The sequence below is a fragment of the Mycobacterium sp. ACS1612 genome, assembly GCF_001667505.1.
In the GTDB taxonomy this organism is placed as follows: Bacteria; Actinomycetota; Actinomycetes; order Mycobacteriales; family Mycobacteriaceae; genus Mycobacterium.
The window spans coordinates 1-17583 of the sequence record NZ_LZHZ01000026.1 but is presented as its reverse complement, the minus strand read 5'-3'; the positions used below and the strand labels follow the sequence as shown (position 1 = coordinate 17583).

The following is a 17583-nucleotide window of genomic DNA, read 5'->3' as shown; positions in this document are numbered from 1 at the left end:
CAGCAGTCAACGCATGGTGGAGGAAGAGGAGAACCACGGTGAGGGGGCACGGTGTTAGCGCGGGTCAACACAACATCGTCGAGCTGTCGGCAGAATCTGAGTCCGGCGACGGCTCAGGTGGTCAGTGCCGTAGATCACCCGCAATGATTCTGCGGACCGCGCCACTCGAAGCGATGCGATCACCGTGTGGCATGTCCGGTTCGGTGGCGCATAGCGACAACGCTGCCGAAGAGGCAGCTGCGCAGGCAGTTCTGCTCGGGACCAAGCTGCATGTTCCGGCTGTTGGCGCCCACCTGCTTGAGCGGCCGGGTCTATTGGAGGCGTTGTCGGCGGGACGGACCCGTAGGTTGACATTGTTGAGTGCACCTGTGGGTTGGGGCAAGACGACTTTGTTGGCGCAGTGGGCGTGCAGTAATGTTGAGTGCCAAGGTTTTTCGTGGTTGTCGCTTGATCGTTCTGACAACGACCCAGTGTGGTTTTGGATGTACGTGGTCGCTGCACTGCAGAAGATCAGTCCAGCCATCGGAGTTCGCGCGGTGGAGTTGTTGGTGATGGGTGCTGACCCAATCCAGGTGGTACTGCCTACTCTGATGAACGATTTGGATTCTTTCGCTGAGCCGATGGTGCTGGTTCTTGATGACTACCACTTGGTGCTGAATCGGGCGGTTCACGAGCAGTTGGCTTTTGTCATCGACCGGATGCCTGCGAATATGCATGTGGTGGTGGCAACCCGGTCGGATCCGATGTTGCCGTTGGCGCGGTTGAGGGCTTGCGGTGATTTGACCGAAATGCGCAGCGATGATTTGCGTTTCAGTTCGGAGGAGGCCGGTCGGTTGCTGAGCGACGTCCTCGCACTCGATGTGGCTCAGGCGGATATCGAACTTCTGCACCGGCGCACCGAAGGGTGGGCTGCGGGCCTGTATCTTGCTGCTCTTTCCGTCGCCGGCCGTGCTGACGCCGCGGGGTTTCTCAGGACGTTCGCCGGTGACAACCGTCATATCGTCGATTATTTGATGACCGAAGTCCTCGACGGCCAGCCGCCGCACCTGCGCGGCTTTCTGCTACGCACTTCGGTGTTGGATCGGCTCAACGGTCCGTTGTGCGACGCGGTATTGCAAACGTGTGGTTCGGCGGCGGTGTTGGAAAGAGCGGAGCGCGAGAACCTGTTCGTGGTGCCGATGGACGCGTCGCGTCGCTGGTACCGGTACCACCACCTGTTCGGCGAGTTGCTGCGCGCGGAATTGAGTCGCAGCGAGCCCGACTTGGTCAACATTTTGCATCGGCGCGCTGCGGCATGGTTCGAGGGCGAGGGCTTGATCGATGAGGCGGTGCGCCACTTGGTCGCGGCGGGCGACGTCGCCGGGAGTGCCGATCTGATCGCTGCGGACTGGATAAACGAATTCAACAACGGCGGGCTGTCCACCGTCTCGGGCTGGCTTGATCTCCTCCCCGAGCGGACTATCCGACAGGATCCGCGGCTGAGCGTGGCGCGTGCGTGGATCGCGTTGAACGTAGGTCGGTTCGACGACGCGCGTTATTGGATTCACGTGGTCGAAAACGAATCCGCAGCCGACACCGCCGACGATCCCGGCATCGGTGCTCAGCTGGTCGTCCTGCATGAGGTTCACGCGTTCAAGACAGGCGACGTCACCGGGGCGCTCGAGGCGGCTTGCCGCGCGAAAACGCTCGATTTCAAGAATGCGCAGCAGGCACGGTCGGCGGCGTGCTCCATCTATGGCTCCGCGCTGTACTTCTCCGGCAGCATCGGCGAGGCCCAAGCCGCCTTCCGCGATGCCGCGCAGTTGGCGGAGAAGCTCGGGGATCGGCGGCGCGGCATCTATTCGTTGGGTTATCTGTCCCTCATTGCGGCGGAATCTGGTCAGCTCGCAGAGGCCGAGCACCAAATTCGTCGGGCAACCGGCATCGCTACGAATCTGGCCAGTGGCGAGCACTTCGTCAATGCGATCGTGTCGTTAGCGGCGGCCATGATCCTCGACGGGCGCGGCCAGAAGGCTGCTGCCGCGGACGCGGCTGAGCGGGCTGTCAGCTTGGCTCGCGCGGGAGCCGGATTCCTGGAACTCGCGAAGGCGCTGGTAGTCAGGGCCGCGATCGCCGAGGACCTGGGCGATCACCAGACCGTGACGGCGAGCCGAATGGAGGCCGACACGCTGCTTCGGCGTTGTGCGGACGCCGATATCGCGCGAACGATGCTCACTTCTTCTCCGCGCAGCGCGTGCGTTGCGGCGCGTCCTCGAAACCGGAGCGATGCTGTCGTCGAAGAGCTCACCGCCAAAGAACACGAGGTTCTTCGGCTGCTGGCTACCCGGCTGTCGCGCCGCGAGATCGGCCAGAGGTTGTACGTCTCGATAAACACGGTCAAGAGCCACCAGCGCGGCCTGTACCGCAAACTCGGCGTGGAGAACCGCGCTGTGGCGGTCAAACGGGGCCATGAACTCGGCCTCCTCTAGCTCGCCAACTGATGCGGCATGAAGCCCGTCCACCAGTAATCACCCGGGTGAAGAGGGCGCAGGGTGATGACCAGTCACCCCACTCGGCGCAAACCTGATGGAGACCGGGCCTTCGGACGCCGAGGCGATCAGATCGAAGAGGACTAGACGATGCATTCAGGCGGCGATGCGCTGAGTCGTCCGAGCGAAAAGCGTTGATGTACCGGGTCCGTGACGTGATCATCGTCGGGTCAGGTACCGCCGCCTGCGCCGCGGCGATCTACTCCGCACGGGCAGGACTCGACACCCTGGTCATCGAGGGGCATCAGCCCGGTGGTGCCTTGATGGCCGCAGGGCGGGTGGAAAATTACCCCGGCTTTGCCACGCCTGTAGGTGGACCTGACCTCGCCCGCGCGATGCGCGCACAAGCCCGCCGATTCGGTGCCGAATTCCACGCCGGCGACGTCGACGGTTTCGATCTCGAAGGAGAGGTCAAGTCGGTCGCGGTCGAGGATGACCTGTGCCACGCCGGAGCGCTCATTCTCGCGATGGGTTCAGTGCATCGGTCACTCGGTGTGCCCGGGGAGCGTGAGTTGCGCGGCCGCGGAGTCAGCGTCAGCGCCAAGCGAGACGGTGACCAGTTCGCGGGCCGCGAAGTCGCCGTAGTCGGAGGCGGCGATGCGGCCGCAGAAGAGGCCATTTTTCTGTCGACTCTGGCCCGCCGCGTGATCGTCATCCACCATCGGCCTCAGTTGCGCGCGTCGAGAGGCATCGTGTCCCGGTTGCGCGCTCAGCCCAATGTAGTTGTCCTCCAACGCACCGAAGTGCTCGAAATTACGGGGCGACACCACGTCACCGGGGTGCGTGTGCGCGGTGCCCAAACGGTCTGCGACATCGACCTGGATGCGGTGTTCGTGGCCGTCGGTCAAACTCCCAACTCTACTTCACTGGACGGACTGATTGACCTCGATGCCCGCGGCTACGTCCGCACCAGAGACCAGAGCACCCACACCCATGTCGATGGTGTTTTCGCCGCAGGCGACCTGATCGACTGTCGGTACCGCCAAGGGGTCACCGCTGCCGCCAGCGGCTGCCGGGCCGCCCTCGACGTGCAGAGCTGGCTCGCTCAGTCGCGTTCTGCCCCAATCAATGTCACCCTCAGAAAGGACAACGCTAAAGCATGACTCAATCCTCACCGATCACAGTTACCGATGCCTCATTTGCGGCCGACGTCCTCGACAGCGCCACGCCGGTACTGGTGGACTTCTGGGCGCAGTGGTGCGGCCCTTGCCGTGCCGTGGCGCCAGTGCTCGAAGAAATCGCCGCCGAGAACGGCGATCGCCTCACCGTCGCCAAGCTCGACGTCGACGCTAATCCCACGACCACTCGGCAATACCAGGTGGTGTCGATCCCTACCATGATCGTCTTCAAGGGAGGCGACCCGGTCGCCCGCCTCGTTGGCACACGCGGGAAGACCGCCCTCCTAGCCGAACTCAGTGATCATCTCTGAAAAACCCAGGCGTTATCAGCCACACCTATAAGGAGAAACAAATGGTCATCAATACCTTTCGTGAGGTTGTCGATATCCTCGATGCGGCCGTCAACGGTCCAGAAACTGTGGTAGGCCCACCGCATCACGCCTTCTGGCGCGGTGTCACTCGGGATGAGTTCGTCACTATGAAGCTGCTCGGGCATCCGATCCTGGTGTCCGGCGACGGGGCGCACTCGAATTTGATCTTGTCTCTAAAAGGCGAGCCACCGTTCGGATCGGGACCCGGTGCGGAATTTCCGCGCATGCCAGTCGGTTTCGACCCGGTGCCGGACGACTCCATACGGGCGATTGAACAATGGATCAACGATGGCTGCCCCGATGTCTCGAACGCCGCCGAATCTGCTTGACCGCTGAAACCAGTGTTGACTGACGCCTACCTTCTCGGCGGTGTGCGCACACCGTTCGCTCGCTACGGCGGGTCTCTGTCGCATTTACGCCTCGACGACCTGTTGGGCCTGGCCTTGGTCGGGGCCTGCGAACGCGTCGGTGTCGATCGTGACCAGATCGAAGACATCATCGCCGGTTGCGTGAATCCCGCGCACGAAGGCATGGGAGACCTGGCCCGCTGGGCCGCGCTGGCCGCCGGGTTCCCAGACGGCGCGGCGGGGGCCACCATCAATCGGTTCTGCGGATCCTCACTGAGCGTCATGGCCATGATCGCGCATGCGATCAAAGCAGGCGACCTCGGTGTCGGGATCGCTTGCGGCGCCGAGTCTATGTCGCGCTCCGGGTTCGCGTACATGAAAGGCGAAGCCCCGTTCAGCCCAAGGGGACCCCAGTTGCTGCTCGACACCATGTGGTCCGGTGCAGGCGGCCCACCCAATCCGGCCTTGTTGGGCCGCAATGCATACATCGGCATGATCGAAACCGCCCAGAACGTCGCTGATCGCTACCAACTCAGTAGGGAAGAGATCGATACATTCGCGCTGCGCTCCCAACAGCACGCCCGTGCCGCCCGCGACTCGGGCAGACTCGCCAAGGAAATCATGCCTGTGACCATACCGGGGACCCGAAAAACCCCGCAGCGCACCATAAGTCACGACGAATTCATCCGTGACGACACCACGCTCGAGCAGTTGGCCGCCCTACCTGCCCAGCCTGGAACCACCCAGATGACGGCGGGGAACTCCACACCGCTGTCCGACGGGGCCGCTGCACTGATCCTGGTATCGGCCGCACGAGCCGCCGACCTCGGCGTCGTCCCACTGGCCCGGGTGGTGTCCTCGGCGGTCTACGGCAATGACCCACTACTGATGGGGATTGCCCCCGCCTGGGCGCTACCGCTGGCGCTACGACGCGCGGGCTTGACGCCCCAACAGATCGATGTTTGGGAAATCCACGAGGCCTTCAGCGCGCAGGCCCTTGGAGTACTGCGGGAGTTGCCCAACCAACTCGACGGATTCCGAGTTCCCGACGACAAACTCACTCCCAACGGGGGTGCCGTGGCCATCGGGCATCCATTCGGCGCTACCGGTGTACGTTACGCGCTGACCCTTGCCATCGAGCTACGCGAGCGACAGCTACGTTACGGTGCCATCGGTGTCTGCATCGGATCCGGCCAAGGCGTGGCAATGGTGCTGGAAAACCCCCAAGCCGCTTGACCGAAATCGGTAAACGGGGCCACACCCTCGCGGATATGGCCCCGTCGACGTTCGAATCCGTTGGCGCTGAACAACTCAGCCCGGCGGTGGAGGCACCGGTGGCGGCGGTGCGTCCGGCGGGGGCGGCGGATCTGGCTGGAACTGCACCAACCCTGGCGGAATGTTGGTGCCCGGCGGCGGCGCGGTGCCCGGCAGTGGTTCACCCAGTTGCTCCTGCGGTACCTGGCCGAGCAGTCCACCCTTGAGCATCCCGGCGCGGTACATGTCGATGTACCGGCCCAACCACTGCCGACGGGTGACGTCGGCATTCTCCTGGCCCGGATCGACGCCGAACTCCTCGCACTTGCCCGGCGCCGACGGCTTCAAACACTGCTGGACGCCGTAGGCGTTGTTGAACACGTTGAGATTCGGTACAGCGCCCGGGCTACCACCGGGAGGGGCGGGAATCGGGTTCTGGCCAAGCACCGTGCTTGCATCCATGCCCGTGACCGGGGGCGCACCGAGGGCATCGGGATTGGCCTGCTGCCCCGTCTGCGTCAGCACTCCGAGGCCCTCCGGTCCCAGCGGAGCGCCACCCATCATCGGCACCGTCTGACCCGGCGGCGGTGGCGGCGCGGGGTCACCCGGCGCGGGCGCGGGATCCGGCGGTGGGTCGGCGGCTGCGGTCGCCGCGAAGGCGACCGCAGCACCAACCGTGATGAACCCGGCGGCCGCAATGTTCGCGACAGCCAACGCTTTTCGGTTCAAAGGCATACCTGACGTCAGACCGCTTTGGTGACGCCGTAGTAGGCCGCCACGTCGTCGGTATCGGTGGTCGAACTCGTCAGCGTGGCGTACGACCGGATGAAGGACTGACCCACGCAGCCGTCGACCTTGACGTGGGTGTCCTTCAGCGTGACGCGGACCGGCGCGGCCTTGAACGTCTTCTTGTCGACGGTGACCGTCGACACCGTGCCCGGCTTCGGGTGGATTTCGATGGTGCCGGACAGCGGGAAGCTGATACCGGTCGGGATCAAGCCGCCGGTGATCGACGAACCCGAGGTGCTGATACCGGCCTGGCCGATGAGACGGACCTGGCCGAGTTCGATGCCGCAACCGATCTGGTAGCCGGCCTCCAGCGTGCCGCCGCTCAGCGTGGTCTTGCCGCTGCCGGTGACCGTGCCGGTGAAGGTGCCGCCCACCAGGTACTCGCGCGAGGAGACCGCCGTCGTCAACGGCGCCACTGGCAACTGGGTCTCGTCCTTGGCGACGACGGTCAGCACCCAACCGTCCGGGGAGGTCACCACGGTCGGGGGAGAGGATTCGACAACGCCGGTGTCCGGCGGTGGGCCGTCATCGTCGGGGTCAGCCGACGCGATCGGCGCGAGACCGAGCGGAATCAGCGAGCAGAAAGCCAGTGCGACAAAGCGATTCACGATTGTTTTCTTTCCTTCGAGATCGACGTGGATTAAACGGCCTTGGTGACGCCGAGGTAGGTGATGACGTCGTCGGTGTTGTCGGTCGAGCTCGTCAGCGTTGCGTACGAGCGGATGAAGGACTGGCCGGCGCACTGGTCGGTCTTGATCCGCACACCCGTGATCGTGATGCGGGTCGTATTGCCCTTGAACGACTTCTTGTCGATGGCTACGGTCGTCACGGTGCCGGGCTTGAGGTACACCTTGGCCTGCAGGCTGACACCGAAACCGCCTGTTCCGTTGCCTGTGAACGGGATCGAGATGCCCGGAGTGAAGCTCGCGCCCGGGTTGACCTCCGTTTCGTCGGAAATGATGCCGCAGCCGATCTGCTCGCCTGCCTCCATCGATCCGCCGTTCAGCTTGGTCTTGCCGCCACCGCTGATCTTGCCGGTGAAGGTACCTGCGATCAGGTATTCGCGCGACGAGATCGCGGTGGTCAGCGGGGCGACCGGCAGCTGGGTCTCATTGCTGCCGACCACCTCGAGGTGCCAACCGTCCGGGGTGTCGAGCACTCCCGGAGGACCTGACGGGACGGCGCCTTCTGGCGGCAGTGGGTTGGTGGCGTTCACAGGTACCGCCGGATCGGCTGGCGGAGGCGGGTCGGCGTGCGCGAGGGGCGCGACGGTCGCGACCGGTATCGCAACGCAGACGGATGCCAACATGGCAAAGCGATTCAACATGTTTGGGGTAGCGCCTCTCGTGGTCTGGACACAACGGATTCATAACGGGTGTGTCGCGAGGGAGCCTCTAATGGTGGGGTTTCCAAACGGTGAACGGACCCCGAACAGTTCGCGCCGCGTTTCCGTCTAACAAGCGTCCGCAGCCGGCGCTTCTTCGCCTATCACATGCAGCTGAAAAGCCCCTCACAGGCGCACGAAAGCCGATGGACGGCAAGTGGATAGTGTCCATTCGCCGTCAATTCACCATCCGGACACCTGGCCCGCAGACCGTGGTTTTCGTTCCGTATCGCCCTCGAGGCAGCACGGGGCTCGTCGACGTGGCTGGGCCGATCGCTACAACGCGTCGTAGCGGGTCAGCGCAAACAATCAGACCCGCGAGACCGAATCAACCGGAGGAAACTTGAAGTCACCACACGTGTGCGGGAGAACCATTGCCGTGTCTGTGGTCGCCGTCGGGATCGGGTTGGCGGTCGCGCCGATTGCGATGGCCGACGACGCCGACGGCGCAGGGGATCAGTCGTCGCCGCCAGTGGTGGTGACCGCGGTGGACCCATCGGACGATGCGAGCCAGCCCGCGGTGTCGGCGTGCGGAGCCTTCGCTCAGGTGCTTGACGATTCGTCGAACTACTACGGGGACTTCGCCGACTCGATCGAGGGGTCCAACTACTCGGATCCGGCCGTCGACACCAGCAATTTGACGGGCAGGACCGCCCTTCGGCAGGCGGCGGCCGTGGCGATGCAGGCGGCGGGCACCCCTGGGCTGGACCCGTCGATCGCGAATCCGATGCGGATCTGGTCGTTGGGGGCAAGCAAGCTGCTCGTCAAGATGGGACTGCGGATCCCAGGGGACAGTCTGAACAGCACCGCAACCGAGATGAACAATCAGGCCGAGCAGGTTCAGGAAGCGTGCGCTGCGGCGGGAACGCACGCGTAACAACGTGATGCGCAACGTTTTTGGGGCGCTTTGCGCGCTCAGTGTCATGTTGACCGGCTGCGGCGGCGGCACGGTGTCGGGCGCAGCCGTGCCGACGAAGTCGGTGCCAGATTCGGTGTTGACGGAGTCACTGCTCAGCGCTGAGGAATTGAACACGGTGATGGGCACGACCGGCATGACTCCGCACACGCCCGTGTCGCAGATGAGCGACAACCGCAATCTGCTGCCGAACCTGAACTGTCTGGGCGTGTGGCAGGTCAATCAATCGTCGATCTACGAGTCGAGCAACTGGAAGTCGGTGCGCCAGCAGCTCGTTCGCACACCGGACAACGAGCATTGGAACTATCTCGTGGTGCAGTCCATCGTGTCCTACCGCACCGCCGACGCGGCGCACAAGTTCTTGACCGAGTCGGCTGACCGATGGTCGAAGTGCACCAATCACACACTCAACATCCAACTCAACGGACAGGCTTTGCCGAAGTGGGTCAGTGGTGACCTCGCGAAGAGCGATACCCAACTTGCGATGCCATTCGTGCGTGGCAGCGGCGATCAAACCAGGTCCTGCCAGCATTCACTGACGCTGGTGGCGAACTTGATCCTCGACGTACAGGCGTGTAGGCCGCAACAGCAGTCCGCAGACGGCGATGCCGTCGCTGTTGCAGGCAAGATCACGTCGAAACTTCCCCGCTGAGCCGAGGTTGCCCGCTAGGACTTGTCGGGTTTTTCGTCCTTGCCGGGCTTCGGCGCGTCCTCTTTGTGAGTCGACACGCCACTGTCGTCCGGCTTGGTCTTGGTCGGGTTGTCAACGGCCACATCGGAATCCGACTTTGACGGCGGGTTGTCCTCGGCGGTGGCCGCGGGCACGGCCTTCTTGCTGTCGCGCACGACGTGGCGCTTCGGCTGCTTCTTCTCGACCGTCGGCTCTTCGGTGGCGATCTTCGACGTGGATTCGGTCTCCCGGGTTGCCGAGGACACCGAGGTTGCCTGGCTCGCCGGGGTCGTGTGGTCGACGGCGGTCGAGACCAGTTGAGGCAGCGACGAGAACGGAGTCGCGGGCTGGTACTTGCTCGGGTCGGCAGGGATGGGGTTGCCGTGCGGATATGCGGAGTTGACGATCGCGGTCAGCACCGGTTCCGTCAGGTCGGCGATCGCGTCGCCGAACGGCACCACGTCGCGAATCAGATTCGTCAGCGGCAGTCCGTTGGTCGTGTAGGTGACGTACGTCGTCTTCCCGCGCTGTGTCACGTACGCGGCGACCCGGTCGCCTTCCGGGACATCGGCGCACCGCGCGTCCGGGCAGGCCAGGACGGCACCCTTGTCCGTAACGCCGCAGGTGTTGGCGCTCCCGCATGTGACGGAGGGTGATCCATCGGGATTGACCGGTAGATCGAGGTCATTCTGGTTGAGGCGGCGGTACAGGTATGCGACAAGGGAGTTGACTGCGGCGACGGGGTTGAGCACGTCGGCGGGCGCGTTGGAGTTGTAGTCATACTGGTAGCCGACGTCGACCACGCCGAGGGCGTCGGTGTTGGTGGGCGACGGGATCGGGTTGACGCCGATGAGGGCGAACCACGGATAACGGGTCCCGAAGCCGCCGTCGGGCCGGGCGACATTGTTGTCGAGAATGAACACCGTCTTGGTGAGCACGGGATCCTTCGTGGCCTGCAGCGCCATCAGCAGCAGGCTGGCGTTGGCCGCGCCCCAGCCCGACGAGAGCACCGCGTTGTCCTCGCCTGAATGGGCTTGCAGCGCCTCGTTGATGCCGAACGGGCCGGTGAAGAAGTTGACGTGCTCGAGGTCGTCGCCGGAGTTGTAGGGCGGGGCGTTGAACATCCCGTTGAAGAAGTTCTCGTTGCCGCTGCCGTCGGGGTGGGTCGAACTGCCGACGACGATCAGGGCCGTCAGGTCGACCAACGGAGTCGAGATAGACGCCGGTTGTGTGGCAGCAACCGTTGCTACGGTCGTTGCAACGCCGACGGCTACGATCCCGACGGCGACCCTGTTCACGCGCTTTGATTTGGTGTTGCTCACTCCCGGCTCCCCTGGATGTCCTCGGTAGCAACCTACCGCGCCGGCCGCGCGTCGAGCGAGTCGCGGTCCCATCGAAAAGGTCGGCGTCACGGACAGAGCATCCGCGACGCCGACCTTCGGTGGGCCTACTTCTTGCCGGCCCCGTGTTGCGCCTTCTTGGTGCTGCTCGCGTGGCCCTCGCCGGTGCCCTTCTTGTGGTCGGTGTGGCCGGCATGCTTGGTGCCGGTTGCCCCCGAGTCCTTGGAGTCCTTGGAGTCCTTGGAGTCCTTGGCGTCTTTCGCGTCCTTGGTGTCGGAGGCGTCCTTGGTTTCCGTGGCGGTCGTCCCGGTCGTGGCCGCCCCCGTTGTGCCCGTGCCGGTTTCGTGTGTCTCGGTGCCGGTGGCTGCGGTTCCCGTTGCAGCCGTCGCGCCCTTGGTCTCGCTACCGGAGGTGGTCTTCGGGGTCGTGGTAGCGGACCCCTTGACCTTTGTGGCGTCACTGTCGGTGACGCTGGACGCCGCCATCTCGGTCGTGCTCTTCTCGGTCTTGGTGGGCGTGCTCAATGCCGCTGACAGCGCCTGCAGTTCGATGCTGCTCCGACCGGTCGTCAGTGCACTCGCGGTCACGCCGCTGAGGGCGCTGCCAACCATCGAAGCCACCGTCGCAGGCAGTGCCAGCACCTTGTTGATGGCGGCGAGTTCATTGGTGAACGCCGTCTGCAGCAGCGCAGGAATCTTTTCGAACTGGCCCTGGAAGAACGCGCCGGTGGCCGAGTTGACCGGAGCCACGAAGGCGGCCAGATTCCCCAGCGTCGACGCGACGGTGAAGTAGAGCTGGAACGGCAACTCGGCGATCGGCACCAGGCCGCCGGCTGAAGCCGTGGGCGTGGCCGCGGCCGGCGACGCCACATCCTTGGCCAACGCATTGGTGGTGGTGACGGCGCTGAGCCCGTTCACCAGCGTGGTTGGCAACGCGATAACGGCTTGGATCGCCTTGGCCTCGGCGGCGACGGCCTGCTGCAGCAGCGGCGGGATCTTTTCGAACTGGCCCTGGAAGAACGCGCCGGTGGCCGAGTTGACCGGGGGCACGAAGGCCGCCAGATTGCCCAGCGTCGACGCGATGGTGAAGTAGTACTTGAACGGAAGTTCGGCCAGCGCCAGCGGATTCACCGATGCGGCCAGCGTGTAGTCCGAAGTGACCACACGAACGGGCGGGCTTTCCTCATGCGCGGCGAGCTGAACTTGCGGCTCGACCGTGCCCGAAGCAGCAGCGATGCAGATCGTGCTGGCTCCGGCCATCAGCGCAGTGGACTTACTAACTTTCACGTCGACCCCTGTGGGTAAGAAGAGGCAAAGAATTGGACACGCAGAAACTAGCCGAGAGTCGACGTTTTCACTAGTAATGATTGAGCGCTTTTCCTGGTCATTTTACCGACGTATGGAATTCGACCGGTAACCGACGCGAACTCGCAAACTGAATTTTGCCTTCCGTTCATCTGACGACACGAGTTACATTGCCGCACAACAGGTATGGCCGCTCTATTGCTGAGAATTAGCCGTTATCTTGCTGTCAAAAAACGATTCTCTGACAAAAACAGCCCCCCGCCATTGCAACGGCGGAGGGGCTGCTTTTGTCGAATATCAGAACGGCTGGTTCGGCCCGCCCTCGGTGGGGTTGTCGAAGTCATCCGTACCGGCCGCGCTGTGGGCGACGTCGTGGCCCTCGCCGACGCGCACGCATCCGGCGGTGCATTCTTGCATCACCACCGCGTGAACGCCGTCCGACACCACCCGCCACTTCCACGCGGTCTGGATGGTGTCTAGGTTGGCCAGCATCACGTCCCGCTCGCCGACGGTGCAGTGCAGCGTCCGGGTCGCGCTGTCGCACGTCTCGTGGAGCAGTTCGTTCTCCGTGAGACCGAGAGGGTTGCGGATCAACCGAACACCGAACCGCTCGATCTTGTCGTGTGCTTTCAGTCGCTCGCAGATGCCGGTCAGGATCGCTTCATCGTCATCGCTCAGTGGCTCGGCGTCTCCGAAGTCGTCCGGTTCCGCGAACTCCATGCCGACCACGGCTACGCCGTCGGAGGGCGCATCGTCGAACCGAAATGCGGTGGTGCTCAGTCCCGTAGCGGCGAAGTCCGCCCGCATGGCAGGAGTGGTTTCGGTGCGTCGCGGTGAGTGCATGGAGTGCTCGACGAACACTTCGCCAGGTAGGGGCTCGAAATGCTTGTGAAGCAACCAGATACCGAAACGCTGCCACGCCTCGGAACTGCTGAGGTACTCGCCCAACTCCGCGAGGCAGGCGCGGTCATCATCGCTCAGGTCGCCGACGTCGGTGGTGTCCATGTGGCGCAGCGCCGCATAGTCCTGCACGCCGTGATCGCGCAAGGTAAGCATCCAGTGGTCTCCTTAACTGTGTTCTTGCTGAAGAGATCTCCAACCCAAGCGGTGGATTAGCGGGATGCTAGCAAGGGAACAACAACGGCTCTTCTCTTCGCAGCGAACCTCGGTACCGTCCAGGTTCGGTCCACCAACCGTTAAGCCAGAGTTTGGAAAACGTTGGGCATCAATATTGCTCGGGCACTATTTAAGGTGACTGGTCGAACTGCAGGCGGTGCAACTCGGCGTAGACACCGCCCCTTTGCAACAGTTCGGCCTGTGTGCCGTCCTCTGCCACCAGGCCGTCCCTGACGACGATGATCTTGTGCGCGTCGTGCAGTGTGCTGAGGCGGTGGGCGATGATGACCACCGTGCGGCCTTGCATCAGTCGTTCCAGAGCCTCGATGACGAAGTGCTCGGATTCGGCATCGAGTGCGGCAGTTGGCTCGTCCAGGATCAGGATGGGGTTGTTGCGGATCAGTGCTCGAGCGATCCCGATCCGTTGCCGCTGACCACCGGACAGCGTCGAACCGCGGTCGCCGACCAGGCTGTGGTAACCGTCGGGCATGCGCATGATGAACTCGTCGGCGTTCGCCAGTTTGGCCGCCAAAACGATTTCGTCATCGCTGGCGTCGGGCCTGCCGAACGCTATGTTGTCGCCAATGGTGCCGCGCAACAGCACCGTGTTCTGGAGCACGAAACCGATCTGGGTGCGTAGACCGTGCAGGGTGTAGTCGGTGATGTCGACTCCGTCGATCGTGATCCGACCGCCTGATGGATCGCGGAAGCGCGGGATGAGGCTCACCAGAGTTGACTTGCCGCTGCCGGTGGGCCCGACGATCCCCACCATCTGCCCCGGGCCGATCGTGAACGAGATGTCCCGCAACACCGGCGTCTGGGCGTCGTAGCCGAACGAGACGTTCTCGAACGTGATCTCGCCCTTGAACGGTGGCGGTTCGATTGGGGCCGCGCGCTCCGGGATCACAGTGTCGGCGTCGCAGACGGCCGTGACACGCTGAAAGCCAACCGACACCTGGGCCAGGGTGTTGGTCATCTGCGACAGCGCGCGTACGGGTTGGAAGAACCGCGCGAGATAAGCGAGGAAAACGGTCAAAGCGCCTGCGCTCATCGTTCCCGCCAGGATCAGCAACGCGCCGCGCCAGAGCACCAGGCCTGTGCACACCGCGATCACCAAACTCACTACGGGCGAAAGCATTGCCGACAACCGTCGGGTCCTGAGCCAGGCAGTCACGGTGTCCTTGCTGGATTTCTGAACCTGGCGATCCTCGTAGTCCTCCCGCGAATACGCCTGCACCACTTCGATCGACTGCAGACCCTCCTGCAGCGTGGAGAGAAGGTCGGACTGGCGGGTGCGCACTTCGATGACGGCCGTCTTGATGGCTTTGTTGACGCGGATCAGGAACACGATCAGCAGTGGGGCCACGGCAAGGGCGATCAGTGCGAAATCCCAACGCAGCACCAGCATCACCACGGTCATCACGACCAACGTCAGCGCATCGGTGAGCAGGTTGAGGGTGGAAGTCGACGCAAAGCTCTGGATCGTCTGCACATCTGTTGTAAGTGTGCTGAGAATGGTGCCGATCCGGTTGTGGTCGTAATACGCGAGCGACAGTTCCTGTAAGTGGTGATAGATACGAACCCGTAGGTCGTTGCCGATGTTTTGCCCGAGCTTCTCGGTCGAATAGCTGGCGACGTAGAAGGCGGCTCCGCTCACGACAGCGATTGCCACCGTGGCGATCCCGGCCGCGGCGGCGATGTCGGTCTTCGTGCTGCCCCCGACCATCGGAAACAGCCAGACGATCCACGACGGCGGGCGGTGGCTCCCGACGACGTTGTCGAGAATCACCTTGAGCGGCCACGGCGCCGCCAGCGTCATGGCCATCGACACGAAGGTTGCCGCGATGATCACTGCGAAGGTGGATCGGTAGGGACGCAGCAGGTCTCGAAGCAGTGGCGGCACGGTTGGCGTCTCCTGGTTCGCAGACAATCTTCAGCCGAACCGTAACAGCGGCGTGCTGTCGGCGTCGCGCTTGTTTGAACGTTGTTCAGATGGAGGGTCGATACTGCGCGAATTCTCCGTGGTCTGTTGGAGGGGTGGTCGGTTGGAAAGGTTCAAGTCGTCGATCGACTGGGGCGACCAGGTCGTGCTGTCCGCATTGTGGGTGCTGCAGGCGTGGGCGCTCAGCGCGCTGTGCGTGGTGGTGATCGGTGCGCTGCTGATTCGATACACCATGTGGGCCAATCGGTTCTGGCGCGTCACCGGCGGTTACTTCACCGGCGCCGCGAGCCTGCCCGTCTGGATCACCCTTGCGGTGTTACTGGGATCGGTGATGGTGGAGGTGCGCATCGCCGTCCTGCTCAGCTACTACAACAACGACGTCTACTCGGCGTTGCAGGTGGCGTTTCAGGGTGTGGGCGCGCACAATGCCGCGCAACGCAACTCAGGAATCCACGGGTTCTGGACCGCGATCGTCATCTTCTGCATCCTGGCCGCGATCCATGTCGGCCGCATCGTGGTCGACACGTACCTGACGCAGCGGTTCATCATCGGATGGCGGGTGTGGTTGACCGACCGGATGATGGGGGACTGGTTGGCCGGTCGCGCCTATTACCGTGCCCGCTTCATCGAATCTGCCGTCGACCACCCGGGTCAACGCATCCAGCAGGACATCGACGTCCTCACCACCGGGGTGGGCACCGGCCCCAACGTCCCGTCGTATTACTCGCAGAGCATTCTGCTGTTCGGGGCGATCAATTCGGTGGCCTCGGTGGCGTCGTTCACCGTGATCCTCTGGCGACTGTCGGGCTCGTTGATGTTTCTCGGTATCGAGATTCCAAAAGCGTTGTTCTGGATCGTGATTGCCTACGTGCTCACCGCGTCGTTCGTCGCTTTCCGGATCGGACATCCGCTGATCCGGTTGAGTTTCCGCAATGAGCAGACGAACGCGGCGTTTCGGTACGCCTTGATGCGGCTGCGGGATTCGGCTGAAGCCGTCGGCTTCTACCGCGGCGAGAAGGCCGAACGTGACCTGCTCGACAAGAGGTTCGACGCCGTCATATCCAACTATCGGCGTTATGTCCGAAAGACTCTCGGGCTGATCGGCTGGAACTACACCGTGACCGAGACGATCCTGCCGCTGCCGTTCGTGCTACAGGCGCCGCGGCTGTTCGCGGGCACGATCAAGCTGGGCGACGTGATGCAGTCCGCCGGTGCGTTCGGCAAGATCGAGTCGGGAATGTCGTTCTTCCGCAACGCGTACAGCCAGTTCGCCAGCTACAACGCGGCCGTCATCCGGCTGGACGGGCTGGCGGAGGCCAACGAGCGGGCGCGTGCGCTGCCGGTGCTGCCGAGTGAGCCCAGTCCGGACGGATCCGTCGAACTGCTCGGCGTTGCGGTCCGCACCCCGGCGGGTGAGAACCTGATCGGCCCGCTCGATCTTCGCCTCGAGCGCGGTGAGTCTTTAGTCATCACGGGGCCTTCGGGCAGCGGCAAGACCACACTGCTGCGCAGCCTCGCCGAGTTGTGGCCCGCCGCGACCGGGGCTTGGCGCAGGCCCGCAGGTGCGCACGCCACGATGTTCGTCTCGCAGCTGCCGTACCTGCCGCTCGGCGATCTGCGCACGGCGCTGTCGTACCCGGCCAGCGGTGGCGACGTCGCCGACGACCGGCTGCGCGAAGTGCTCGGCCAGGTTTCCCTGCCGCACTTGCGCGCATGTCTCGACGACGAGCAGGACTGGGCGAAGGTGCTCTCGCCGGGGGAGCAGCAGCGCGTGGCGTTCGCCAGGGTGCTGTTGGCTCGGCCCGAGGCGGTATTCCTCGACGAAGCGACGTCCGCCCTGGACGAGGGGCTGGCGGTCGCGCTGTACGAACTGCTGCGCGCGGAGTTACCCGAGACGGTGGTGGTGAGCGTCAGTCACCACAGCGCGCTGGAGGCGCTGCACGATCGTCGCCTCGAGATGCTGACCTCGAAGCTATGACCCACCGCGTTGTTGTTGGGCCGCCTGTGAGAGCGCGTTGAGCAACGGGTTCTGCGCCATCGCCTGACGCCGCTCTTCTTCGGACAGTTGATAGAACATCCACATGCCCCACGCGGCGGGCCGGATGTAGACGTTGACGCTCTGCTTCGCGCCGGTGCTCTGCTGAAGCACAGCGGGGATGCGGACCGCCCGGTCCAGGGTGGCCGAGCTGAGGAGTTCCTCGGAGATCTTGTCGACGTCGACCCCGTCTTGAAGCTCGTAGACCGACGGCTGATTGGTCATGCTTGCAGTGCTCTGGAGGGCGAGAAACCACGGCATCAACGTGTCCTTCTGTCGCTGCGATTCGACGTCAGCGTAAGGCATCGCTTAGCCGCCTCGTGCCGCGATGGCCGCGTCGACGCCGATCGGTACCGGCCCAGACGCGCTCGTACCAGCGGTAATGGAGCACCCCTGTTCAGAGTCGGTTGACGGTTGACGGATCTGTTTCGGCTGATCCTTGACACTCTGGGTTATGGGTTTAGGGCTG

At 63.7% G+C, this 17583-nt stretch carries 16 protein-coding genes; 8 read left to right on the top strand and 8 right to left on the bottom strand.

The window, feature by feature from the left end:
• The first annotated feature begins 191 nt into the window (after positions 1-191).
• From A5724_RS10710 to A5724_RS10690, 5 genes are all read left to right on the top strand, one after another.
• Entirely contained in the window at positions 192-2468 is a 2277-nt protein-coding gene (locus tag A5724_RS10710; protein ID WP_067800662.1) for a LuxR C-terminal-related transcriptional regulator, read from the top strand.
• A 197-nt stretch (positions 2469-2665) separates the two neighbouring features.
• A complete protein-coding gene (locus A5724_RS10705) occupies positions 2666-3631 on the top strand; it encodes an NAD(P)/FAD-dependent oxidoreductase (protein WP_067800570.1) in 966 nt (321 codons plus the stop codon).
• Complete coding sequence (trxA, locus tag A5724_RS10700) at positions 3628-3957, top strand: thioredoxin (protein ID WP_067800566.1); 330 nt, start codon at positions 3628-3630, stop codon at positions 3955-3957. The genes A5724_RS10705 and trxA overlap by 4 nt, the downstream gene beginning before the upstream one ends.
• Before the next feature lie 41 nt (positions 3958-3998).
• Positions 3999-4346 (top strand): hypothetical protein, encoded by a 348-nt coding sequence (locus A5724_RS10695; protein ID WP_067800562.1) that lies wholly within the window; start codon positions 3999-4001, stop codon positions 4344-4346.
• 15 nt (positions 4347-4361) lie between these two features.
• Positions 4362-5600 (top strand): thiolase family protein, encoded by a 1239-nt coding sequence (locus A5724_RS10690; protein ID WP_067800659.1) that lies wholly within the window; start codon positions 4362-4364, stop codon positions 5598-5600.
• Between the two features lie 75 nt (positions 5601-5675).
• On the opposite strand, the gene A5724_RS10685 is transcribed toward A5724_RS10690, so the two are convergent.
• From A5724_RS10685 to A5724_RS10675, 3 genes are read right to left on the bottom strand one after another with little or no spacing between them, the layout of a single operon-like run.
• Complete coding sequence (locus tag A5724_RS10685; RefSeq protein ID WP_067800559.1) at positions 5676-6353, bottom strand: hypothetical protein; 678 nt, start codon at positions 6351-6353, stop codon at positions 5676-5678.
• Positions 6354-6361: 8 nt separating this feature from the next.
• Positions 6362-7018 carry an MspA family porin gene (locus tag A5724_RS10680; RefSeq protein ID WP_067800656.1) on the bottom strand — a complete coding sequence of 219 codons (657 nt, stop codon included), beginning with the start codon at positions 7016-7018 and terminating at the stop codon, positions 6362-6364.
• 29 nt (positions 7019-7047) lie between these two features.
• The gene (locus tag A5724_RS10675; RefSeq protein ID WP_067800552.1) at positions 7048-7734 is read right to left on the bottom strand and encodes an MspA family porin; all 687 of its coding nucleotides are present in this window, start codon (positions 7732-7734) and stop codon (positions 7048-7050) included.
• Positions 7735-8170: 436 nt separating this feature from the next.
• On the opposite strand from A5724_RS10675, the gene A5724_RS10670 reads away from it, so the two are divergent.
• Together A5724_RS10670 and A5724_RS10665 are read left to right on the top strand one after the other, a co-directional pair.
• Positions 8171-8668, top strand: coding sequence for a hypothetical protein (locus A5724_RS10670; RefSeq protein ID WP_156752224.1), 498 nt, complete (start codon positions 8171-8173; stop codon positions 8666-8668).
• A 46-nt stretch (positions 8669-8714) separates the two neighbouring features.
• Positions 8715-9359, top strand: coding sequence for a sensor domain-containing protein (locus A5724_RS10665; protein WP_232004779.1), 645 nt, complete (start codon positions 8715-8717; stop codon positions 9357-9359).
• A gap of 14 nt (positions 9360-9373) precedes the next feature.
• On the opposite strand, the gene A5724_RS10660 is transcribed toward A5724_RS10665, so the two are convergent.
• The 4 genes from A5724_RS10660 to A5724_RS10645 all read right to left on the bottom strand — a co-directional run bounded on the left by A5724_RS10660 (position 9374) and on the right by A5724_RS10645 (position 15040).
• Positions 9374-10582: a PE-PPE domain-containing protein gene (locus A5724_RS10660; RefSeq protein WP_232004778.1), complete on the bottom strand. Its 1209-nt coding sequence runs from the start codon at positions 10580-10582 to the stop codon at positions 9374-9376.
• 242 nt (positions 10583-10824) lie between these two features.
• Positions 10825-11976: a hypothetical protein gene (locus A5724_RS10655; protein ID WP_067800543.1), complete on the bottom strand. Its 1152-nt coding sequence runs from the start codon at positions 11974-11976 to the stop codon at positions 10825-10827.
• 342 nt (positions 11977-12318) lie between these two features.
• Positions 12319-13077, bottom strand: a complete 759-nt coding sequence (locus A5724_RS10650; protein WP_067800541.1) for a hypothetical protein — start codon at positions 13075-13077, stop codon at positions 12319-12321.
• Between the two features lie 190 nt (positions 13078-13267).
• The gene (locus tag A5724_RS10645; protein ID WP_067800538.1) at positions 13268-15040 is read right to left on the bottom strand and encodes an ABC transporter ATP-binding protein; all 1773 of its coding nucleotides are present in this window, start codon (positions 15038-15040) and stop codon (positions 13268-13270) included.
• Positions 15041-15182: 142 nt separating this feature from the next.
• Here A5724_RS10645 and A5724_RS10640 point away from each other — a divergent pair, with 142 nt between their 5' ends.
• Positions 15183-17057, top strand: a complete 1875-nt coding sequence (locus A5724_RS10640) for an ABC transporter ATP-binding protein/permease (RefSeq protein ID WP_067800535.1) — start codon at positions 15183-15185, stop codon at positions 17055-17057.
• Here A5724_RS10640 and A5724_RS10635 read toward each other — a convergent pair.
• Positions 17052-17420 (bottom strand): hypothetical protein, encoded by a 369-nt coding sequence (locus A5724_RS10635; RefSeq protein WP_369830620.1) that lies wholly within the window; start codon positions 17418-17420, stop codon positions 17052-17054. The genes A5724_RS10640 and A5724_RS10635 overlap by 6 nt on opposite strands.
• Positions 17421-17583 lie beyond the last annotated feature (163 nt).